This is a genomic window from Microbacterium sp. 22195 (assembly GCF_052056515.1).
Classification (GTDB): domain Bacteria; phylum Actinomycetota; class Actinomycetes; order Actinomycetales; family Microbacteriaceae; genus Microbacterium.
In genome coordinates this window covers 286,771-310,119 of sequence record NZ_JBQEPE010000003.1, presented here as the reverse complement: position 1 = coordinate 310,119, position 23,349 = coordinate 286,771, and the positions used below count along the sequence as shown (strand labels likewise).

The following is a 23,349-nucleotide window of genomic DNA, read 5'->3' as shown; positions in this document are numbered from 1 at the left end:
GGGAGAGCTACCGGTATGAGACTGATGACGTGGGTGCGTGCGCGTCCGAAGACCCTTGCCGCCACGGCCGGCGTGCTCGCAGGCAGCGTGGTGCTCACGGGCATGGCCCTCGCCTATGACGGCCTCCCCACGGCCAAGGTCGAGCTCAACGACGCGGGCGTCTGGCTGACCAAGTCCTCGAAGCTGCTCGTCGGCCACTTCAATCACGAGTCCACCGTGCTCGACGGCGGTCTGCGCACGAGCAGCGAGGACTACGACATCCTCCAGAACGGCCCGACCGTGCTGGTCGTCGATCACGGCAACTCCACGCTGACCGCGGTCGATCCCGCCAACGTCTCCCTCACCGACAGCGCGACGATCCCGGGCGACGCGAAGGTCGCGCTCGGCGACCGCACCGCCGCCGTGCTGGATCGTGCGTCCGGGTCGCTGTGGGTGCTCGGCGCGAGCGAGATCGCCGGCTTCGACATCAAGGGTGCGGACCCGATCGCCAAGCTCGGCGCGAACGCCGACGTCACCGTCGCGCACGACGGCACGGTGTTCGCGGTGTCCCCGAAGGACGGCGACATCGTCACCGTCCCCGTCGACGATCAGGGCGCCGCGCTCGACCCGAAGACCTCCGCCCTGGACGGCGTCAAGGGCGCCTCCGAGCCCTCCATCACCGCCGTCGGCGATGTGCCGGTCGTGCTGAACCCCTCGGACGGGACCGTCCTGGCCGCCGGCGTGCGCGCCGAGCTCGAGGATGCGAAGGATGCCGTGCTTCAGCAGGCATCCGCCGCCACGGATGCCGTGGCCGTCGCGACCTCCGCCGGTCTGGTCCGCGTGCCTCTGCACGGCGGCGAGGCCACGACGGTGAAGGCGGGCGGCACGGGTACGCCCGCCGCGCCGGTCTTCCTCGAGGGCTGCACCTACGGCGCCTGGGGCGGCTCGGCCCGCTTCGTGCGCGACTGCGCGGGGGAGCGCGACGACGTCACCGCGAAGATCCCCGGCGCGGAGAGCAGCTCGCGCCTGATGTTCCGGGTCAACCGCGACGTGATCGTGCTCAACGACGTGATCGGCGGCGAGGCGTGGCTGGCCGACGAGAGCCTGCAGCGCGTCGACGACTGGAGCATCCTGACCCCGCCCGAGGGCGAGACCGAGGACACCGACGAGTCCACGCAGGAGACCGTCGAGACCTCGCTCCCCGAGCGCAAGGAGGAGAACACGCCTCCGGTGGCCGAGGACGACAGGCTCGGCGTGCGCCCCGGAGGCACGACGCTGCTGCCGGTGCTCGACAACGACAACGACTCGGACGGCGACGTGCTCGTCGCGACACTGGCGGGTGCCCAGCCCTCCGTCGGCGAGGTGCAGCCGATCCTGAACGGTGCCGCCCTGCAGATCATGGCCCCCGAAGACGCGTCCGGAACCGCGGCGTTCACCTACCAGGTGGATGACGGCCGCGAAGGCGGCACCGACACGGCCACGGTCACCGCGACCGTGTACGACTGGGACACCAACACCGCGCCCAAGCAGAAGCGCAAGCCCAAGACCTCCGTCGAGTCGGGCGGAACGCTGTCGTACAACGTGCTGCAGGACTGGATCGACCCCGAGGGCGACGACCTCTACCTGAAGAGCGTCGTCGCGGCCGACGGTGACGAGGTCGAGTTCACCACCGACGGCCAGATGACCTACCGGGCCGTCGGCAGCCTGCAGGGCCGCAAGGAGATCGAGGTCGCTGTCGCGGACGCCCTGGGCGAGGCCGCCACCGGCACGATCATCCTCGACGTGAAGCCCGCCGGTACGACCGCCCCGGTCACCAACGCCGATCACATCGTGACCCGGGTGGGTGAGACCGCGACGGTGGCGCCGCTGGCCAACGACTCCAGCTCCGGCCGCGACGAGCTGCGGCTCACCCGCGTCGAGCCGCTCGACGGCGTGACCATCCTGCCGGACTACCCGAAGAAGCAGTTCGCCTTCAAGTCGAACGCCCCTGGCGTCTACTACGTGCAGTACCAGGCGTCGGCGGGCCAGGCGGATGCCAAGGGCATCGTGCGCGTCGATGTGCTCGACAAGCAGGAATCGGAGCTGCCCCCGGTGGCGGTGCGCGATGTCGCCCTGCTGCCGACGGGCAAGGAGGCGCTGGTCGGCGTGCTCGCGAACGACTCCGACCCCGCAGGCGGCGTGCTGGTGGTACAGTCGGTCTCCGTGCCTCCGCACGGCGGCGTCGCAGTGTCGGTGCTGAATCACGAGACCCTGCGCATCACCGATCAGGGTGCTCTCGACGAACCGGTCAAGATCACGTACCGCATCTCCAACGGGTCGAAGTCCGCAGAGGGCGACGTGACGGTCGTGCCGATCCCCGCCCCGTCCAAGATCACGCCGCCGGTCACGCACGATGACGAGGCCGTCGTCCGCGTCGGCGACGTCGTGACCATCCCCGTGCTCGCCAACGACGTGCACCCCAACGGCGACGTGATGCACGTCGCGCCCGACCTCGTCGAGCCGCTGGTGGACCCGAAGGACGGCGAGGCGTTCGTGTCCCAGGACACCGTGCGCTTCCGCGCAGGCAAGCAGCCCGGCACGGTCTACCTCACCTACGAGGCCGTCGACTCGATGGGGCAGAAGGCCGGCGGTCACGTCACCGTTCAGGTGCTCCCCGTCGACGGAGAGGTCAACGCACCGCCGCGTCCGCGCGATCTGACCGCGCGCGTCCTGGCCGGCACCAGCATCCGCATCCCGGTCCCGCTCGACGGGATCGACGTTGACGGCGACTCCGTCGAGCTGCTGGGCCAGGACATCGCCCCTACCAAGGGTCGGATCACAGAGACCGGCGGCGACTTCCTGGAGTACGAGGCCTTCAAGGGCTCCGCGGGCGTCGACACCATCGTCTACCGCGTGCGCGACCGCCTGGGAGGCGAGGGCACGGCGACGATCCGGGTCGGCATCGCCCCGGCCGAGGCGACCAACCAGGCGCCGTTCGCGGTGAAGGACACCGTGGTGGTGCGCCCCGGCCGCTCGGTGGCGGTCCCGGTGCTGGCGAACGACTCCGATCCCGAGGGCGATGAGATCCGCCTGGTCAAGGACGGCATCGAGACCCCGAAGGACTCCGGGATCACGGCGAGGGCGTCCGGCGACCGCGTCGTCGTCAAGGTCCCCGACCGTGAGCTCGATGCATCGCTGCAGTACACGATCCGCGACTCCAAGGGCGCCGAGGCGGATGCTCCGATCCTCGTCACCGTCGACAAGGACGTCCCGCTCATGACGCCGGTCGCACGCGACGACCGCCTGCGCGTCGAGGACCTCGAGGACTCCCTCTCCGCCGACATCGACATCCTCGCCAACGATGAGGATCCGGACGGCACGGTCGAGGGACTGAAGGTGGCCGTCGACGGCGGTGCGAAACCGGTCGGCGACCGCAAGGTCCGCGTGAGCGTGACCGACCAGCGTCAGCTGATCCGGTACACGATCACGGACCAGGACGAGCAGACCGCTTCGGCGTTCATCTTCGTCCCCGCACTCAGCGAGCTGCGTCCGGCGCTGCGCTCGACCAAGCCGGTCGAGGTGAAGAGCGGCGAGACGAAGGAGCTCGAGCTCGCCGACTACGTCACCGTCGCCGGCGGCGGGAACGTGCGTCTCACGGAGGCGTCGAAGGTCAGCGCCGGTCACGGCAACGGGGACACCCTGATCAAGGACGAGACCACCCTGGTCTACACGTCCGAGAAGGGCTACTTCGGCAAGGACTCGCTGAGCTTCGAGGTGACCGACGGGAAGACCGTCGAGGACCCCGAGGGTCGCAAGAGCACGCTGTCGATCCCGATCACGGTGCTGCCGCCCGACAACCAGCCGCCGGTGTTCGTGAACGGACAGATCGACGTCGCACCGGGCGAGGATGCGACGTCCATCGATCTCGCCGCGCTGACCAGCGATCCGGACAAGGGCGATGCGGGGAAGATCCGCTACAGCATCACCGACCGCCCCGGTGACGGCCTGAACGCGCGTCTGGACGGGAGCAAGCTCCTGGTCGACGCGTCGGCGACCACACCCAAGGGCACGACCGCGACCGTCGGGCTGAGCATCACGGACGGCACCACGGAGGCTGTCGAAGGCAGCGTGACGGTCACGGTGACGGCATCCACTCGGCCGCTCGCAGTCGCCGGTCCCGACAACGTCGACGAGGCGGATCAGGGCAAGACGATCACGGTCCCGGTGCTGCAGAACGACATCAACCCGTTCGAGGCCGACGGGAAGCCCCTGAAGGTCCTCTCCGCGGACCGCGAGAGCGGCAACGGCGATGCGAGGGTCGTGGGCGACCGTGTCGAGGTCACGCCGGCGTCGGACTTCGTGGGCGTGATGGTGGTGCGCTACCGGATCCAGGATGCGACGAAGGACCCGGATCGTGAGGTCGACGGCCGCATCACGGTGACGGTGCAGGGTGTACCGGATGCACCCGGTGTGCCGCGCGTGACGACGGTCGAGGACCGCACGGTGGTGCTGAACTGGTCGGCGCCGTCGAACAACGGCGCCGAGATCGATCACTACACGGTGACCTCGGTGGGCGGGCGCTCCTACACCAAGACGTGCACCTCGACGACGTGCACCCTGGACGGGCTGACGAACAACGTCGAGTACACGTTCCAGGTGACCGCGCACAACCGGGTGGGCGACGGCCCCGCATCTCCGGCATCCGAGCCCGCGCGGCCGGATGTGCGCCCGGAGACCCCGCTGCCGCCGAAGCTGGTGTTCGGGGACAAGTCGTTGAAGGTGTCGTGGACGCCTCCGCAGTCGAACGGTTCGCCGGTGGATGCGTACACGCTGCAGATCTCGCCCGCGCCGTTGAGCGGTTCTTCGGAGCGCAAGGTCGGCAACGTCACGTCGCTGACCTGGGACGGTCTCGAGAACGGCACGAACTATCAGGTGCGGGTGCAGGCGCACAACCAGGCGCCCGACCCCTCCGACTACAGCGTCTGGTCCCTGGGTGAGACGCCCGCCGGCGTCCCGGGCACGGTCGCCGCCCCCACCGTGAGCAGCGCCCCGTCGGTGGGCAGCGAGGCGCAGATGACCGTGCGCTGGAGCGACGCCAAGCCGAACGGCGATGCCGTCAAGAACTACGATCTGCTGATCTACCGCGGCGGCTCGCTGTTCCAGACCCTTGCGGTGGGCACCGCGACGTCGAAGACGGTCTCCGTCCCGACGAACTCGTCCGACTACACCTATGCGGTGAAGGCGACGAACAAGGCCGGCACGAGCGCCGCGAGCCCGCAGTCCACTCCGCAGCGTGCGTTCGGATCCCCCGGCGCCCCGACGAACGTGAAGGCGACGCCGGGCGATCAGAAGATCACGGTGACGTACACGATGTCCGACTCGGCGCTCAATGGCGCCAAGCGCGAGGAGATCCGGTACCAGTACCTGCTCTCGGGCGGGGCATGGACGAACTGGAACGGCAGCAGCACGATCCCGGCCAGCAACGGAACCGACTACACCGTCAAGCTGCGCGCGTACTCGGTGGTCGGCGGTCAGCAGTCCCAGCCCGGGGCGGCGTCCGCCGCATCCAACACCGTGCGGCCGTACGGCACTCCGCACGCGCCGACCGGCTCGGCGTCCAAGTCCGGCGATCAGCAGATCAAGCTCACCTGGAACGCCGGCGGCTCCGACAACGGCTACCCCGTCACCACGTACATCAGCGTGGACGGCGGCGGCTGGCAGAAGGTCGCCACCACCGGCAGCAAGATCGTCGGCAACGGCTACAACCAGACGCACAGCATCCGGGTCAAGGCCGTCGCCAGCCCCGGCGGCGAGTCGCTCTCGCCGACGTACAGCGCCACCACGAGTGCGCCGCCCTCGCCCAAGATCTGGGTCACTAAGGGCGACTACGTCAGCGGCTGCGTGAACGGCTGCTACAAGTTCAAGGTCAACTGGGAGAACGCCAACCTCGGCAGCGTCACCGTCAAGTGCATGAAGGACGGCGGACAGGTCGGGAACTACGCTCACCCGGTGACCATGAACGGCACCGGAAGCAGCCCCTCTCTGGACTGCTGGCAGGGCAGCGACAACGTCAACGTGTGGGTCGATGTCGTGGGCTGGGGCGACAGCGTCGACACCGAGAAGCGGTACTGGGCCAAATAGCCGGGCCCGACGCGACGCGGTTCGACGACACCCGCGGGTGTGCGCCCGGATGCACGGGTAGTCCTGCCCATGCTCCGGCAGTGGGGCGGGGCCGGTATGCCGGTTACAATGACACGGGCCGATCCCGGGGGGAGACAACGGAATGAGACTGCTGTCGTGGGTGCGCGCGCGTCCGAAGGCGCTCGCTGCGACGGCCGGCGTCGTCGTCGGCAGCGTGGTGCTCACCGGCATGGCCCTCGCCTATGACGGGCTCCCCACCGCCAAGGTCGACCTCAACGACGCGGGTGTCTGGCTGACCAAGTCCTCGGCTCTGCTCGTGGGGCACTTCAACCACGAGTCCACGGTGCTCGACGGCGGTCTGCGCACGAGCAGCGAGAACTACGACATCCTGCAGCAGAGTCAGACCGTGCTCGTGGTCGACCACGGCAACTCCACGCTGACCGCGATCGACACCGCCAACGTCTCGCTGACCGACAGCACCACGATCCCCGGCGACGCGAAGGTCGCGCTCGGCGACCACACCGCGGCCGTGCTGGATCGCAAGTCCGGTGCGCTGTGGGTGCTCGGCGCCGCCGACGTCGCGGGGTTCGACGTGAAGGCGACCGATCCAGTGGTGAAGCTCGGCAAGGACGCCGATGTCACCGTCGGCCAGGACGGCACCGTGTTCGCCGTGTCCTCGGAGGACGGCGAGATCATCACGATTCCCGTCGACGCCCAGGGCTCGCCGCTGGAACCGAAGACCTCCGCTCTGGACGGCGTCAAGGACGCATCCGAGCCCACGATCACCGCCGTCGGCGACGTGCCCGTGGTGCTCAACCCCTCCGACGGCATCGTCGCGGCGCCCGGCGGGGTGCATGCCCGGATCGACGATGCGAAGGATGCCGTGCTGCAGCAGGCATCCGTCGCGACCGACGCCGTCGCGGTCGCGACGCCGACGGGACTGATCCGGGTGCCGCTGAACGGCGGCGAGCCCGACGTCCTCAAGGCCGGCGGGTCAGGGCTGCCCGCCGCACCGGTGTTCCTGCAGGGCTGCACCTACGGTGCCTGGGGCGGCTCGGCGCGCTTCCTCCGCGACTGCGCGGGCAAGCAGGACGACGTCTCGGCCAAGATCCCCGGTGGCGAGCGCAGCTCGCGCCTGATGTTCCGCGTGAACCGCGACGTGATCGTGCTCAACGACGTGATCGGCGGCGAGGCCTGGCTGGCGGATGACAGCCTGCAGCGCGTCGACGACTGGAGCATCCTGACCCCGCCCGAGGGCGAGGCGGAGGACCAGGACGAGTCCACCGAGGAGACCGTCGAGACCTCTCTTCCGGAGCGCAAGCCCGAGAACACGCCCCCGGTGGCGGAGGACGACAAGCTCGGCGTGCGCCCGGGCGGCACCACCATGCTGCCGGTGCTCGACAACGACAACGACTCGGACGGCGACGTGCTCGTCGCGACGCTCGCCGGTGCCCAGCCGTCCATCGGCGAGGTGCAGCCGATCCTGAACGGCGGCGCCCTGCAGATCATGGCCCCGAAGGACGCCAGCGGCACGGCGTCGTTCACGTACCAGGTGGACGACGGCCGTGAGAACGGCACCGATACGGCCACGGTCACCGCGACCGTGTACGACTGGGACACCAACAGCGCCCCGAAGCCCAAGCGCAAGACCAAGCTGTCGGTCGAGGCGGGCGGCACCCTGTCGTACAACGTGCTCCCGGATTGGATCGACCCCGAGGGCGACGACGTCTACCTGCAGCAGGTCGTGGCGGCGCCCGGCGACGAGGTCGAGTTCACCACCGACGGCCAGATCACGTACCGCGCCGTGGGCAGCCTGCAGGGCCGCAAAGAGGTCTCGATCGTGGTGGCGGACGCCCTCGGCGAGACCGCGAACGGCACGATCCAGCTCGACGTGAAGCCGGCCGGCGGCACGGTGCCCGTGACGAACGCCGACCACGTCGTCACCCGTGTCGGGGAGACCGCGACGGTCTCTCCCACCGCGAACGACACCAGCACCGCCCGCGATGAACTGCGTCTGACGCGCGTCGAGCCGCTCAGCGGCGTGACGATCGTGCCGGACTACCCGAAGAAGCAGTTCACGTTCGAGGCGCCCGCGCCGGGCGTCTACTACGTGCAGTACCAGGTGTCGGCGGCCCAGGCGGATGCCAAGGGCATCGTGCGCATCGACGTGCTCGACAAGCAGGAGTCCGAGCTGCCACCCGTCGCGGTGCGCGACGTCGCGCTGCTGCCCAAGGGCAGCGAGGCGCTGGTCGGCGTGCTCGCGAACGACTCCGACCCGGCCGGCGGAGTGCTGGTGGTGCAGTCGGTCACGGTGCCGCCGCACAGCGGCATCGACGTCTCGGTGCTGAACCACGAGACGCTGCGCATCGGCGACCAGGGCGCGCTCGACGAGCCGGTGAAGATCACGTACACGATCTCGAACGGCTCCAAGTCCGCGCAGGGCGACGTCACGGTGATCCCGATCCCGGCCCCCTCCAAGATCGCGGCTCCGGTCACGCACGACGACGAGGCCGTCGTCCGCGTGGGCGACGTCGTGACCATCCCCGTGCTCGAGAACGACGTGCATCCGAACGGCGAGGTGATGCACGTCGCGCCGAAGCTGATCGAGCCGCTGGTCGACCCGAAGGACGGCGAGGCGTTCGTCTCGCAGGACACCGTGCGCTTCCGCGCGGCGAACCAGCCCGGCACGGTCTACCTCACCTACGAGGCCGTCGACGCCATGGGGCAGAAGGCCGGCGGTCACATCACCATCCAGGTGCTGGCGAAGGACGCCGACGTCAACGCGCCCCCGCACCCGCACGATCTCACCGCGCGGGCTCTGGCCGGCACCAGCATCCGCATTCCGATCCCGCTCGACGGGATCGACGCCGACGGCGATTCGGTCGAGCTGCTCGGTCAGGACGTCGCGCCCGTCAAGGGACGGATCACCGAGACCGGCGGCAACTTCCTGCAGTACGACGCGTTCCAGGGCTCGACGGGCGTCGACACCGTCGTCTACCGGGTGCGCGACCGCCTCGGCGCCGAGGGCACCGCGACGATCCGCATCGGCATCGCTCCTCCCGAGGCGACCAACCAGTCCCCGTACGCAGTGAAGGACGCCGTGGTCGTGCGTCCCGGACGCTCCGTGGCGGTCCCGGTGCTCGCCAACGACTCCGACCCCGAGGGCGACGAGATCCGCCTGGTCAAGGACGGCATCGAAGTCCCCAAGGACTCCGGCATGACCGCGAAGGCGTCCGGCGACCGCGTGGTCGTGAAGGTGCCAGACAAGGAGATGGAGGCGTCGCTGGAGTACACGATCCGCGACGCGAAGGGCGCTGAGGCGACCGCCCCCATCCTCGTGACGGTCGACAAGGATGTTCCGCTGATCCCCCCGATCGCCCGGGACGACCGACTGCGCGTGGAGGACCTGAAGGACTCCCTCACAGCCGACATCGACATCCTCGCCAATGACGAGGACCCCGACGGCACGGTCGACGGGCTCAAGGTTACCGTCGACGCCGGTGCGAAGCTCGTCGACGCCCGCAAGGCCCGGGTGACCGTGACCGACCAGCGTCAGCTGATCCGGTACACGATCACCGACCAGGACGAGCAGACCGCTTCGGCGTTCATCTTCGTCCCCGCGCTCGACGAGCTGGGCCCGGCGCTGCGCTCGACCAAGCCGGTCGAGGTCAAGAGCGGCGAGACCAAGCAGCTCAAGCTCTCCGACTACGTCGCGGTCGCCGGAGGCGGCGCGGTGCGCCTGACCGAGGCATCCAAGGTCAGCGCCGCGCACGCCAACGGCGACAACCTGATCAAGGACGAGACCACGCTCGTGTACACGTCGAAGAAGGGCTTCTTCGGCGACGACGCGCTGAACTTCGAGGTCACCGACGGCAAGACGCTGGAGGACCCGAAGGGCCGCCGCAGCACGCTGTCGATCCCGATCACCGTGCTGCCCCCGGAGAACCAGCCGCCCGTGTTCGTCAACGGTCAGGTCGACGTCGCACCGGGGGAGAAGGCGACGTCCCTGGACCTCGCCGCGCTGACCACCGACCCGGACAAGGCGGATGCCGGGAAGATCCAGTACCGGATCTCGAAGCAGCCCGGCGAGGGCATCAACGCCCGACTGGAGGGCACCCGGCTCCTCGTCGACGCCTCCTCCAGCACCCCCAAGGGCACGAACGCGATGGTGTCGCTGAGCATCACCGACGGCACGACCGAGCCCGTCGAGGGCAACGTCGCCGTGAACGTCACGGCATCCACGCGCAGCCTCGCCGTCGCGAGCCCCGACACCATCGACGAGGCCGATCAGGGCAAGACCTACAAGATCCCGGTCCTGACCAACGACATCAACCCGTTCGCCGACGAGGGAACGCCCCTGAAGCTGCTCTCGGCCGAGCGTGAGAGCGGCGACGGCACCGCGCGCGTGGTCGGGGATCAGGTGGAGATCACCTCCGGCGCGAGGTTCGTCGGCGTCCTGGTGGTGCGCTACCGCATCCAGGATGCGACGAAGGACCCCGATCGTGAGGTCGACGGTCGCATCACGGTGACGGTGCAGGGTGTGCCGGATGCTCCGGGTGTGCCGCGCGTGACGACGGTCGAGGACCGCACCGTGGTGCTGAACTGGTCTGCCCCGTCGAACAACGGCGCCGAGATCGACCACTACACCGTGACCTCCGTCGGCGGCCGTCCATACACGAAGACCTGCCAGACCACCACCTGCACGCTGGACGGGCTGGTCAACAACGTCGAGTACACGTTCAAGGTCACCGCGCACAACCGCGTCGGCGACGGGCCGGCCTCCCCGGTGTCCGAGCCCGCACGCCCCGATGTGCGCCCCGAGACCCCTCAGCCGCCGAAGCTGGCGTTCGGTGACAAGTCGCTGAAGGTGTCGTGGACGCCTCCGCAGTCGAACGGCTCGCCGGTCGACTCCTACACGCTGCAGATCTCACCCGCGCCGTTGAGCGGCTCATCGGAGCGGAAGGTCGGCAATGTCACGTCGCTGACGTGGGACGGTCTGGAGAACGGTACGAACTATCAGGTTCGGGTGCAGGCGCACAACCAGGCGCCCGACCCCTCCAGCTACAGCATCTGGTCGCTCGGCGAGACGCCGGCTGGCGTGCCCGGCACCGTTCCGGCGCCGAGCGTCGTCAGCGCGCCGTCCGTCGGCACCGAGGCGCAGATGACCGTCAAGTGGACCGCGGCGGACCCGAACGGTGACGCGATCAAGAACTACGACCTGCTCGTCTACCGGGGTGGTGCGCTCTACCAGACGCTGTCCGCGGGCACGGCGACGTCGAAGACAGTGACCGTCCCGACGAACTCGTCCGACTACACCTATGCGGTGAAGGCGACGAACAAGGCCGGCACGAGCGCCCCGGGCCCGCAGTCCGCACCGCAGCGGGCATTCGGCAAGCCGGGCGCACCGACGAACGTGTCGGCGCGTCCGGGCGACCGGGCGATCCTGGTGGTATTCGACATGCCGGACTCCGCGCTCAACGGTGCGAATCGTGGTGAGATCCGGTACCAGTACCTGATCACCGGCGGTGCGTGGACCAACTGGGACGGTGTCAGCGCCATCCCGGCGAACAACGGCACAGCGTACACCGTGCAGGTGCGGGCGTACTCCGTGGTCGGCGGTCAGCAGTCGCAGCCCGGGAACGCCTCTGCCCCGTCCAACCAGGTGACTCCCTTCGGCGCGCCCTTCGCTCCGACCGGATCGGCATCCAAGTCGGGAGACAAGGCCATCCTGCTCACCTGGAACGCCAACGGCTCCTACAACGGGCGGCCCATCACTACGTACATCAACGTGGACGGCAACGGCTGGGAGAAGGTCGCCACCAGCGGCAGCCGCACAGTCGGCAACGGCTACGAGCAGACGCACAAGATCCGGGTCAAGGCAGTCGCCTCCGAAGGCGGTGAGGCGCTGTCGCCGGTGTACGAGGCCACGACAAGCCAGCAGCCCGTCAAGGCGACGCTCGGACCCGGGCCCGAGGTGGCCGGATGCTCTGTCGTCGGCGGCGGCACGTGTCACAAGTTCAAGGTCACGACCACCAGCGCCTTCAAGGCCGGCAGCTACAACATCGAATGCCAGGCTGGCGGAAAGACGTTCGGCACCAACGCCGGCTACCCCGTGAAGATCCCGTCCGGCGGGAGCGTGGTGATCGACTGCTACAACGGCTTCTCCACCGCCAAGACGCTTCTGATCCACGGCGGAGATCCCAGCAGCATCAGCGCCACATTCGGTTAGCCGAGCCGCGCCCCTCCCCAGATTCAGACTTCCCACCACTCGAGAAGAAGAGACATCGACATGACAATGACCCCCGAACAGGCCGCCTGGTTCCAGAGCACCTTCACCCGCCTGGTGGAGAACATCGACAAGGCGCTGCAGGGCAAGCCCGAGGTCGTGAGCCTGGTGCTCTCGGCCATGCTCGCCGAGGGCCACGTGCTGCTCGAGGACGCGCCGGGCACCGGCAAGACCAGCCTCGCCAAGGCGCTGGCCGCCACCGTGCAGGGCACCAGCTCCCGCATCCAGTTCACCCCCGACCTGCTGCCGTCCGACGTGACGGGTGTGACCATCTACGACCAGCAGAACCACAAGTTCGAGTTCCACAAGGGCCCGATCTTCGCGTCGATCGTGCTCGCGGACGAGATCAACCGCGCCTCGCCGAAGACCCAGTCGGCGCTGCTGGAGGTCATGGAGGAGTCGCGCGTCACCGTCGACGGCGTGACGCACGAGGCTGGACGTCCGTTCCTGGTGATCGCAACCCAGAACCCGGTCGAGCAGGCCGGAACCTACAAGCTCCCCGAGGCGCAGCTGGACCGCTTCCTCATCAAGACCTCGATCGGGTACCCGAGCCTGGCGGTCACCGAGAGCATCCTCGCCGGTGCCGCGCAGCGCAACCCCGCCGCGGGGCTGGCCGCGGTGATCACCACCAGCGCCGTCGCCGACATGGCCGACCTGGCCGCCACCGTGCACGTCGAGCCCGCCGTGCTGCGGTACGCCGCCGAGCTCGCCGAGGCGACGCGCGGCGACAGCGCCATCAAGCTCGGCGTCTCGGTGCGCGGTGCGATCGCCATGATCCGCATCGCCAAGGTCTGGGCTGCCGCGCACGGCCGGCACTACGTGCTGCCGGACGACATCAAGGCTCTCGCCCGCCCCGTGTGGCAGCACCGTCTCATGCTCGACGCGGAGGCGGAGTTCGCCGGCACCACCGCCGACACCGTCATCGCACGGGTCCTCGACACCGTCGCGGCACCCCAGGCGCGGACGAACGCCTGATGGCGGCGGATGCGATCGCGGCACCCCGGGCGGCGGACCGCGAGGCCGGATGGCGCGACATCGTCGCGGTCATCGGCGCGCGCGTCCTCGACCGCCTGCGGCGCATCGCGGCCGTCATCCGCCCTCTCGGCTGGACGGTGATGGGTCTCGCGGTCGCGGCGTGGGTCACCGGCCAGCTGCTCGGCTGGCAGGAGGTCGTGGTCACCGGTCTCGTGCTGGCCGCGGTCGCCGTCATCTGCGCGCTGTTCCTGATCGGCCGCACCGAGTACGACGTCTCCCTCGACCTCGCGCGCACGCGCGTGGTGGTGGGGGAGCGCGCGGTCGGCGCGCTGACCCTGCTCAACCGCGGATCGCGCGCGATCCTGCCCTCGCGGGTGGTGCTGCCGGTCGGCGCCGGCCGCGGCGAGTTCTCGATCGGCCGTCTGGCTCCCGGCCAGGAGGCCGAGGAGCTGTTCGCCATCCCCACGCAGCGCCGTGGCGTCGTCAAGGTGGGCCCTGTGAGCGTCGTGCGCGGCGACCCGCTGGGACTGTTCGAGCGCGCTCACCGTCGCGACGACCCGGTCGACCTGTACGTGCACCCGAAGACCACGCTGTTCGGCGGCCAGTCCCTCGGCTTCCTGCGCGATCTGGAGGGCCTGCCCGCGGCGGACCTGTCGCGCGACGACGTGTCCTTCCACGCACTGCTGGAGTACCAGCCCGGCGATGACCTGCGTCACGTGCACTGGCGCTCGACGGCCCGCACCGGCACGATGATGGTGCGCCAGTTCGAGGAGACCCGCCGCTCGCACTTCGTGATCGGCCTGACGCGCTCGCCCCGGGACTACCGCAGCGACGAGGACTTCGAGCTCGCCATCTCCGTCGCCGGATCCATCGGCCTGCGCGCGCTGCGCGACTCGCAGAAGGTCGACGTGCGCGTGCAGGGGCGCGAGCTGCCCGCCGGCACAGGCAAGCAGCTGCTCGACTCGCTGTCCATGGTGGAGCACTCGCGTCCCCGCGACGGCGGCGTGCCCGAGCTCGCCGGCGTGCTGGCGGCGACCACGGCATCCGCCAGCGTCGTCGCCCTGGTGTGCGGCTCCGCCGTCTCCAGCGAGGACCTGCGGCTCGCCTGCTCGCGGATGCCGTTCGGCGCGCGCGTGATCGCCGTGGTCGTGCAGGGCGGCGTCGAGCAGCCGGCGCTCCGCCGCATCGCCGACGCCGACGTCGTCACGATCGGAGCGCTCGACCAGCTCCCCCTCGCTCTCCAGAAGGTGCTCGCATGACCTCCGCATCGACCTCGAAGGGTGCCCCGCTGCCGCTGCGGCGCTGGATCCTCGACCTCTCCGCGACCGCCGTGCTCATGGCGGTGGCGCTGCTCGGCTTCTGGCCGAGCTTCGCCGGCCCGTCCTTCCTCGGTGCGGCTCTCGGCGGGATGCTGCTGGGGCTGGCCATCGCGGCGGTGTGCATGTGGCGCCGCTGGGGCATCCTGATCATCGCCGGGCTCACGATCGCCGCCTACTTCCTCTTCGGCGGTGCACTCGCGCTGCCGCACACGGCCCTGGCCGGGTTCGTGCCGACGATCGAGACGCTGAAGAGCCTCGCCCTCGGCGCCGTGACCTCGTGGAAGCAGCTGCTCACGACGGTGGCCCCGGTGTCGGCGGCGGACGGCCACCTCGTCGTCCCGTTCATCGTGGCCCTGGTGGCGACGGTGACGACCGCCTCGCTGGCCCTCCGGCTGCGCCAGGTGTGGTGGGCGCTGATCCCCGCGGCATCCGCCCTCATCCTGGTCATCGCGCTCGGCGTGCCCGACCCCGCCTTCCCGCTGGTGCAGGGCGTGATCTTCGCCGCGGTGACGGCCGTGTGGATGTCGCTGCGCGTCTGGTGGGCGCCCCAGAACAGCGCCGTCGACGTCTCCGAGGTCGACCCGACCCGCGCCTCGCACATGCGCACCCGCCGGCTGCTCGGCGGGGTCGCCGTGCTGGCGGTCGCAGGCATCGCCGGCGCCGGACTGGGCGCGGTCGCACAGCCCGCGGAGCCGCGCCACGTGTTCCGCGACGCGATCGTCCCGCCGTTCAACATCCGCGACTATCCGAGCCCGCTGCAGGCGTTCCGCAAGAACGTCCGTGATCAGGTGGACAAGACCCTCTTCACGGTCACCGGCCTGCCGGAGGGCGCACGTGTGCGCCTGGCGGCGATGGACGACTGGGACGGCGTGGTCTACAACGTCACCGACGGCGGCCCCGGCACCTCCAGCGCGTTCACGCCGCTGCGCTCCAACATGGCGGCAGGGGTCGAGGGCAAGCAGGCCTCGCTGCGCTTCGACATCGGCGACTACAGCGGCGTGTGGGTGCCTGGCACCGCGACCGAGGACCTGGTCGCCTTCGACGGCGCCCGTGCGGACGAGCTGCGCCGCAGCGGCTATCACAACAGCGCCACGGGGACCACGGTCGTCACCGCCGGCCTGCGCAAGGGCGACACCTACAGGGTCGACGCGGTGTTCCCGAAGATCCCCACCGACGAGGAGCTCGGCGACACCCCCATCGTGAAGATGCGGCTGCCCGAGCTGCACAACGTGCCCGAGGAGCTCAGCACCCTCGCCGCCGAGACGGTCACCGACGCGAAGACGCCGATCGCGCAAGTGCGCGCCCTCGAGACCTATCTGTCGAAGAAGGGCTTCTTCAGCCACGGTCTGGGCGCGCAGGCGCACCTCTCCCGGGCCGGGCACGGCGCCGAGCGCATCACGACGCTCATCGGCGGCACCCAGATGGTCGGCGACGACGAGCAGTATGCGGTCACGATGGCGCTGATGGCGCGCGAGATCGGCATCCCCGCCCGTGTGGTGATGGGGTACTACCCGAAGAAGGACAGCAAGACCGGCAACGTCTTCAAGGTCACGGGCGACGACGTGCACGCCTGGGTCGAGGTCAACTTCGCCGGCTACGGCTGGCTGCCGTTCGACCCGACGCCGCCGGAGGACCAGGTCCCGCAGGACCAGAACACCAAGCCGCGCGTCGACCCGAAGCCGCAGGTGCTGCAGCCGCCGCCCCCGCCGCAGGAGCCGGTCGACCTGCCCCCGACGGTGCCGGACGACCGTCAGCCCGAGGACGACACCCCGAACATCCTCGCGATCATCGGCGCGATCCTCGCCATCGGCGGCGTCTCGCTGCTGGTGCTGCTGATCCTCAGCTCCCCGTTCATCGTGATCGGCGCGTGGAAGGCGTCCCGCCGTCGTGCGCGCCGCAACGCCGAGCGCACGGCCGACCGCATCAGCGGCGGCTGGGACGAGCTCACCGACCGTGCGATCGACTACGGCGCGCGTCTCGCGCCGGGCGGGACCCGGGTGGAGGAGGCGGCGACCGTGTCGGCCGCCCTCGCCCTCCCCGCGGCGACCGCACTGGCCGACCGTGCCGACGATCAGGTGTTCGGACCGGACGACCCCAGCCAGGAGGAGGTCGACGCCTTCTGGGCGGAGGTCGACGCGCTGGTCGGCGGACTCGGCCAGGAGGCTGGATTCTGGAAGCGCACCAAGGCGCGGCTCAGCCTGCGCTCGCTCACCGGCGGCGGCCGTGTCGCAGCCCGGCTGCAGGAGCTCAAGGATGCGGCGGCCGCGCGCGTGCGTCGTGAACCTGGCAACATCGACAGCAAGACCACGCGATCCGAGAGCGAGACCTCATGACGATGCTTCCCCTCGACGAGGTCGCGCCGATCAAGCGGCGGGCCATCGCCTACATCATCGACGCCGCCATCGGCTTCGCGATCAGCGTGGTCGTCCCGACGATCATCCTGATCGTCGTCGTCATGAGCACGCGGGATCTGCTCACCTCCCTGCTGATCGCCGCTCCGCTGTTCAGCGTCCTCGGCCTGGCGTGGGTGCTGGTCTACACCTTCCTGCAGGCCGGACGCGGATCCATCGGCATGCGCGCGCAGGGGCTGCGGCTGGCGAAGGCCACCGACGGGTCGCCCCTGGGCTTCGGCCGGGCGCTGCTGCGCAACGTCATCTGGGGCCTGGCCGCGTCGATCGTCGTCGGGTACTTCACGGTGCTCTTCGACGGCTCGGGCCGATTCCAGGGCTGGCACGACAAGGTCGGCGGCGCCGTCATGCTCATGGACAGCACGCGCGCGCAGGCAGCACCGGTGCACCAGCACGACGGTGGAGCGCTGCCGTTCCTGCCCGGGCAGGCACCCGAGGGCGCGGCTCCGGCCGCGCCGGTCGGGATGCCGGGGTTCGCCGCGCCGCAGGCGCCGCAGGCGCCGCAGACCGCGATGCCGGGATTCGCGCAGCCCTCGCCCGCAGGTGCGTTCGCGCCTCCGGCGGCGCCCGGCGCCGCCCCCGCAGCGCCGGCCGCCGTTCCGGCGCAGGATCCGCAGCAGCCCGAGGACGACGAGTTCGCCGAGCACACCGTGCTGTCGCCGCCGGCCCGGCATGCGGCTCCCAGCACACCGCCGATCCACCGCGATCTGCCCGACGACCCGCTGATCTCCTTCGTGCCCGGCGTGACCCAGGAGCCCGTGCGTCCCGCCGCGGCGCCCGCTCCCGTCGAGCCGGTGACGCCGGTCGCCGAGCCGGCCGCCTTCCCGGCCCCCGCGGCTCCGGTCGCTCCGGCGGCACCGGCTGCCCCTGCCGCGCCGGCGGACGCGCCCGCGTTCCCGGCCCCGGCTCCCGTGCCGGCCGAGACCGGTCCGACGCCGATCGAGACCGTGGCCGCGCGCCTGGGCTCCGTGCCTCCCGTCGCGCCGGCGCCTGCCGAGCTGGCATCCGCACCGCAGGATGCTACGGCCGCTGTCCCCGTCACGGCGGAGAACCCGGTCGCGCCGATGGCCGCACCGACCCCGTCCGCACCGCTCGTGACCGACCCCGATGAGGACGACATCGAGTCCACCCGCATCAGCGTCCCCGGTCACCGCCTCGTGTTCACCTGGGACGACGGGCAGCGTGCGACCGTCTCCGGGCGCACTGTGTTCGGCCGCAACCCCGAGGAGCGCGACGGTGCGGTCAACGTCGCCGTCCGCGATGAGACCCGTTCGCTGTCCAAGACGCACTTCGAGGCCGGGGCGGACGCCCGCGGCGGCTGGGTGATGGACCGCCAGTCGACCAACGGGACCGTGATCGTGCGCGAGGGCGTGCGCATCGCGTGCCCCCCTGGCACTCGCGTTCCCGTGCGTCTGGGCGACGCGCTCGAGATCGGCGACCGCATCGTCACCATCGGAGGTTACGTGTGACCGCGCCGATCCTGACGGCGAGCGGACGCTCCACCGACGTGGGGGCCCGCCGCAAGCTCAACGAGGACTCCCACCTGGCGAACGCGCCGCTGTTCATCGTCGCCGACGGCATGGGCGGGCACGACGCCGGCGAGGTGGCCAGTGCCACCGTCATCGAGCACTTCTCGGCCCTGGTCGGCCAGGACGCGCTTTCGATCGCGCAGGTGCGCGACACCCTGGCATCCGCTCGGGAGGCGGTCGGCGCCATCGGCCAGCACGGCTCCGCGGGCGCGGGCACGACGCTCAGCGGCGTGGCCGTCGCCACGGTGGACGGACTCGGCTACTGGCTGGTGCTGAACATCGGCGACTCCCGCACGTACCAGTTCTCGAACGGCGAGCTCGAGCAGATCACCGTCGACCACTCGTACGTGCAGGAGCTGATCGAAGAGGGCGAGATCACCCCGGAGCAGGCCAACACCGACCCGCGGCGCAACATCATCACGCGTGCGATCGGCGCGGGCAGCGTCGGTGACGCCGACTACTGGCTCTTCCCCGCTGAGCGCGGCGACCGGATGCTGGTCTGCTCCGACGGGCTGACCACAGAGGTGTCCGACGAGCGCATCGCCGAGGTGCTGGGCAGCGAGCGCGACCCGCAGCGTGCCGCGGAGATCCTCACGGCGGATGCGGTGCGAGCCGGCGGCCGCGACAACGTCACGGTCGTGATCGTCGACGCGCTGACGGTCGCGTCGGTGCGGGGCATCCACGTGCAGGCCGATGAGGACGAGGACCTTGCCGACACGCGTCCGCGCGCGGCGGCGGATGGAGGAATGCGATGAACGACGTGATCTATCGTCCGGGTGAGTGGCAGGTCGTCGTGGAGGATGCGGGCATCGCCGCGCTGCCCGCCGACGCGAGCGCCGACAAGGTCGTGGCGCTGTCCGAGATGCTGCGCAGGGGCGTGCCCGCACTGACCGAGGTCATCGACGTGCTCTCCGGCGGCGCCATCACGGGCCTCGGCTCGTTCGCCGTCGCCCTGATCGGCCCCGGCGGCACGCGCTTCGCCGTGCGCGGCGCGGTGACCGTGAGCACCGGTCTCGACGAGGGCTTCTCCGGCGAGGACATCACCACGTGGAGCGAGCGCTACATCGCGGGTGAGCCGCGGTTCGAGATCCGCATCGGGGATGCTGCGGATGCCGTGGAGTACCCGATCCGCTCCGGCGTGGTGCTCACGTCGGGGGTCCGGGTGGGGGAGCCGTTCACGGCTCCCGAGCCCGAGGAGGTCCCGGAGGAGGATGCTGAGGCCGCCCTCGTCGTCGGCGGCGGCGAGCAGGCGGACGACGCCCCCGAGGCCGACGCAGAGCCGCTCGAGGACGCCGAGGACGCCGAGGACGAGCCTGCGGTCGAGCTCGAGGAGGATACGGCTGCCGACGCCGAGCCGGCGGACGAGCAGACGGCTGACATCGTCGAGCCGGAGGACGCATCCGACGTCCCGTCCGAGGACGCGGCGTCGGAGGAGGCGTCGCCCGAAGCCGCACAGATCGCCGAACCCGGATCCGCCGAGGAGCCGGCATCCGAGCCCGAGCCCTCCGCGTCCCTCGACGGCGCAGCGGTGTCGGAGACGATCACCCCGGACCAGATGCTGCTGGCGCGCGCCGCGGCCGATGCCGCACCGGAGCAGGCCGCGCCCGCCGAGGAGCCCGACCTGGGCGCGACGATCACGCCCGACCTGGGCGCGACGATCACGCCCGACGTGGCCGCCACGATCGCCCCTCCCGCGGCGGACGAGGACTCGCCGCACGTGGCCGAGACCATGGCGGGCTTCGTCACGCCGATCCCGCCGGCACCCCCGCTCCCCGGGGCAGTGCCGCAGACCGACCCGGCGGGTGACATCGGCGACCACGACGGTGCGACGATCTCGCTGGCGGAGGCCAGGCGCCTGCGCGCCGAGGCCGCGACCTCCGCGCCCGACGCCCCGACCGAGGCCATCCCGGTCTTCGAGAACGCGCCCGTCGCGGCATCCGGCGCCCGCATCCGGCTCTCCACCGGGCAGGTCGTCGATCTCGACCGCACGGTGATCATCGGGCGCAAGCCGCGCTCCACCCGCACCAGTGGCAGCACCATGCCGCACCTGATCGCGGTCGACAGCCCGGAGTCCGACATCTCCCGCAACCACCTCGAGGTGCGCCCCGAGGGCGACTCGGTCGTGGTCATCGACCTGCACACGACCAACGGCTCCACTCTGCTGCGTCCCGGCGCCGACCCGGTGCGCCTGCATCCGGGCGAGCAGACCCTGGTGCTGCACGGCGACGTCATCGATGTGGGCGACGGCGTGACCGTCACCGTCGAGGAGCTGCGATGACGCGCGCTCCCTCTCCGCCTCCCGAGCTGCAGGGGTTCGAGTACCTCCGGCCGCTCGGCACCGGCGGGTTCGCCGACGTGTTCCTCTACGAGCAGCAGCTGCCCAAGCGAGAGGTCGCGGTCAAGGTGCTGCTGGCCGACCGGCTGAGCGCCGGCGCCGCGGAGGAGTTCACCAACGAGGCGAACGTGATGGCGATGCTGTCGACGCATCCCGCCATCGTCACGATCTACCAGGCCGGCGTCGCCGCCGACGGTCGCCCGTACATCGTGATGGAGTACTGCCCCAAGCCGAACCTGCAGGTGCGGACCCGCAAGGAGCCGTTCTCGGTGGCCGAGGCGCTGCGCGTCGGCGTGCAGGTCAGCGGCGCCGTCGAGACCGCGCACCGCGCGGGCGTGCTGCACCGCGACATCAAGCCCGCGAACATCCTCGTCACGGTCTACAACCGGCCGGCCCTCACCGACTTCGGTATCGCGTCGACCACCGCCGCCGACAGCGAGGCAGCGGGCATGTCGATCCCGTGGTCGCCGCCGGAGTCCTTCGCCGAGAACCCGACCACCGGCGTGCGCACCGACGTGTACGCGCTGGGGGCGACGGTGTTCACGCTGCTCTCCGGTCGTTCGCCGTTCGAGCGCAAGGGCGAGCGCAACTCCAGCGCCGATCTGATCGAGCGCATCGAGCGCATGGCCGTTCCGAAGGTGGATCGCGCCGACGTGCCCGACAGCCTGCAGGCGGTGCTGGCGCGGGCGATGGCCAAGCGGCCCGAGGACCGCTACCCGAGTGCGGTGGCGTTCGCCCGTGCGCTGCAGAAGGTGCAGATCGAGCTCGCGCACTCCGTGACGCCGATCGACATCGTCGACGAGCACCCCTCGCACGAGGAGCTGGAGGACGACGACGACGGCCTGACGCGCGTCCGCGAGGTCCGTTCGATCAACCCGGACACGCAGTCGGCCACGCGCCCCTCCGCGACCACCGTGCGGAAGCAGCCGAGCACGCCCGACGTGCCCCGCTTCGACCGTCCGTCGGCGGATGCGCTGGAAGAGACGCAGATGCGCACGCAGCGTCGCGGAGCCGCCGCGCCCGCGGCCGCCGATGCCGATGACGACGACGCCACGGTGCTGCGCGGCGGACCCAAGGTGGTCGCACCGCACGCTCCGGCCGCTGCGCGGGCGACCCAGGCGGATGCCGTGCGGCCGGGCGCCTCGGCATCCGACGATCTCTTCGAGACCGGACGCCGCCGCGGCGGCATGCCGTGGTGGGGCTGGCTCATCGCGGTCGTCGGCGTCGTCGCCGTGGTGCTGGGCATCGTCTTCGCCAGCACACTGGCCGGGGGGCTGACGCCCACGCCGGACAAGACCACTGCGGGGCCGCCGCAGCCGAAGGACCCCATCGCGGGCCTCGTGCCGAACGTCGCCGATCTGAAGGGCACCAGCGATGCCGGTGTCGTGACGTTCACCTGGACCAACCCGGACCCCGAGAAGGGCGACTCGTACATCTGGTACGAGTACACCCTGGACGGGCCGGGTACTCTGCAGACGACGGAGAAGACCAGCGTCACCCTGGACGGAGCACGTACCGGGGCGACCTGCGTCGAGGTGCTGATCAAGAGGGCTGACGGGCGTTCCTCGCCCGATCCGGTCAGGGGGTGCGTGGGCTGATGGACATCACGGTGGAGTACGCGGGGGAGTACTTCGCGCTCGATCCCGACGAGCCGTTCCACGTCGGCAGGCAGGGCGACCTCGAACTCGACGACAACCTCTTCCTGCACAGGAACTTCCTGGAGATCTCGAACACCGACGGGCTGTGGTGGCTGTCCAACGTCGGAGCGCGGCTCACCGCGACGGTGACGGACTCCTCGGGAGGAGTCAACGCCTGGCTCGCCCCCGGTGCGCGACTGCCGATCGTCTTCGAGCAGACCACGGTGGTGTTCACCGCCGGTCCGACCACGTACGAGTTCACGATCCACGCGAAGGGCCCGGCGTTCCGCATCGCGCCCCGCGAGGCGGCCGACGGCGGCCAGTCGACGATCGGGCACGTGCCGCTGACCGAGAGCCAGAAGCTGCTGATCCTGGCGCTGGCGGAGCCGGTGCTGCGCCGCGAGGGAACCGGTACGAGCGAGATCCCCAGCTCCGCGAAGGCCGCGGAACGACTGGGGTGGACGAGCACGCGCTTCAACCGCAAGCTCGACAACGTCTGCGACAAGTTCGACCGCATCGGCGTCCAGGGCATGCGCGGCGGGCAGGGCAAGCTCGCGACCAACCGCCGTGCGCGCCTGGTCGAGCACGCGGTGTCGAGCCGGCTGGTCACCAGGGACGATCTGGCGCTGCTGGACGCCCCGGTTCTCGTCCCCGACGACGACGTCGACGCCTAGTCCGACGCCCCGGTCGGCCGGACGCCACAAGGAGCAGATCGAGCGCGCGATAGTGTGAAACGCGCGGTTCAACGAAAGCAGGGATTC

At 70.6% G+C, this 23,349-nt stretch carries 10 protein-coding genes; all 10 read left to right on the top strand.

Annotation, left to right across the window (positions count from 1 at the left end; all coding sequences use genetic code 11):
* The first annotated feature begins 24 nt into the window (after positions 1-24).
* On the top strand, positions 25-6,099 hold the full coding sequence (locus ACTJJ4_RS12120) for an Ig-like domain-containing protein (protein WP_440943547.1): 6,075 nt from the start codon (positions 25-27) through the stop codon (positions 6,097-6,099).
* Positions 6,100-6,241: 142 nt separating this feature from the next.
* Positions 6,242-12,328 (top strand): Ig-like domain-containing protein, encoded by a 6,087-nt coding sequence (locus tag ACTJJ4_RS12115; protein ID WP_440943546.1) that lies wholly within the window; start codon positions 6,242-6,244, stop codon positions 12,326-12,328.
* Positions 12,329-12,388: 60 nt separating this feature from the next.
* On the top strand, positions 12,389-13,360 hold the full coding sequence (locus tag ACTJJ4_RS12110; protein WP_440943545.1) for an AAA family ATPase: 972 nt from the start codon (positions 12,389-12,391) through the stop codon (positions 13,358-13,360).
* Positions 13,360-14,619: a DUF58 domain-containing protein gene (locus ACTJJ4_RS12105; RefSeq protein ID WP_440943544.1), complete on the top strand. Its 1,260-nt coding sequence runs from the start codon at positions 13,360-13,362 to the stop codon at positions 14,617-14,619. Before ACTJJ4_RS12110 ends, ACTJJ4_RS12105 begins: the two co-directional genes overlap by 1 nt.
* Entirely contained in the window at positions 14,616-17,012 is a 2,397-nt protein-coding gene (locus ACTJJ4_RS12100; RefSeq protein ID WP_440943543.1) for a transglutaminaseTgpA domain-containing protein, read from the top strand. Before ACTJJ4_RS12105 ends, ACTJJ4_RS12100 begins: the two co-directional genes overlap by 4 nt.
* Positions 17,009-18,556 carry an RDD family protein gene (locus ACTJJ4_RS12095; RefSeq protein WP_440943542.1) on the top strand — a complete coding sequence of 516 codons (1,548 nt, stop codon included), beginning with the start codon at positions 17,009-17,011 and terminating at the stop codon, positions 18,554-18,556. The genes ACTJJ4_RS12100 and ACTJJ4_RS12095 overlap by 4 nt, the downstream gene beginning before the upstream one ends.
* Positions 18,553-19,371: a PP2C family protein-serine/threonine phosphatase gene (locus ACTJJ4_RS12090; protein WP_292699737.1), complete on the top strand. Its 819-nt coding sequence runs from the start codon at positions 18,553-18,555 to the stop codon at positions 19,369-19,371. Before ACTJJ4_RS12095 ends, ACTJJ4_RS12090 begins: the two co-directional genes overlap by 4 nt.
* A complete protein-coding gene (locus ACTJJ4_RS12085) occupies positions 19,368-20,894 on the top strand; it encodes an FHA domain-containing protein (protein ID WP_440943541.1) in 1,527 nt (508 codons plus the stop codon). Before ACTJJ4_RS12090 ends, ACTJJ4_RS12085 begins: the two co-directional genes overlap by 4 nt.
* Complete coding sequence (locus ACTJJ4_RS12080) at positions 20,891-22,549, top strand: serine/threonine-protein kinase (RefSeq protein ID WP_440943540.1); 1,659 nt, start codon at positions 20,891-20,893, stop codon at positions 22,547-22,549. The genes ACTJJ4_RS12085 and ACTJJ4_RS12080 overlap by 4 nt, the downstream gene beginning before the upstream one ends.
* Entirely contained in the window at positions 22,549-23,262 is a 714-nt protein-coding gene (locus tag ACTJJ4_RS12075; protein WP_440943539.1) for a hypothetical protein, read from the top strand. The genes ACTJJ4_RS12080 and ACTJJ4_RS12075 overlap by 1 nt, the downstream gene beginning before the upstream one ends.
* The last annotated feature ends 87 nt before the right edge of the window (positions 23,263-23,349 follow it).

What these genes read in the sequence shown, in the direction of transcription:
- ACTJJ4_RS12110 (WP_440943545.1), top strand. Translation starts at nt 12,389, where the DNA reads ATGACAATGACCCCCGAACAGGCCGCCTGGTTCCAGAGCACCTTCACC.
- ACTJJ4_RS12120 (WP_440943547.1), top strand. Translation starts at nt 25, where the DNA reads ATGACGTGGGTGCGTGCGCGTCCGAAGACCCTTGCCGCCACGGCCGGC.
- ACTJJ4_RS12075 (WP_440943539.1), top strand. Translation starts at nt 22,549, where the DNA reads ATGGACATCACGGTGGAGTACGCGGGGGAGTACTTCGCGCTCGATCCC.
- ACTJJ4_RS12115 (WP_440943546.1), top strand. Translation starts at nt 6,242, where the DNA reads ATGAGACTGCTGTCGTGGGTGCGCGCGCGTCCGAAGGCGCTCGCTGCG.
- ACTJJ4_RS12105 (WP_440943544.1), top strand. Translation starts at nt 13,360, where the DNA reads ATGGCGGCGGATGCGATCGCGGCACCCCGGGCGGCGGACCGCGAGGCC.
- ACTJJ4_RS12100 (WP_440943543.1), top strand. Translation starts at nt 14,616, where the DNA reads ATGACCTCCGCATCGACCTCGAAGGGTGCCCCGCTGCCGCTGCGGCGC.
- ACTJJ4_RS12085 (WP_440943541.1), top strand. Translation starts at nt 19,368, where the DNA reads ATGAACGACGTGATCTATCGTCCGGGTGAGTGGCAGGTCGTCGTGGAG.
- ACTJJ4_RS12095 (WP_440943542.1), top strand. Translation starts at nt 17,009, where the DNA reads ATGACGATGCTTCCCCTCGACGAGGTCGCGCCGATCAAGCGGCGGGCC.
- ACTJJ4_RS12080 (WP_440943540.1), top strand. Translation starts at nt 20,891, where the DNA reads ATGACGCGCGCTCCCTCTCCGCCTCCCGAGCTGCAGGGGTTCGAGTAC.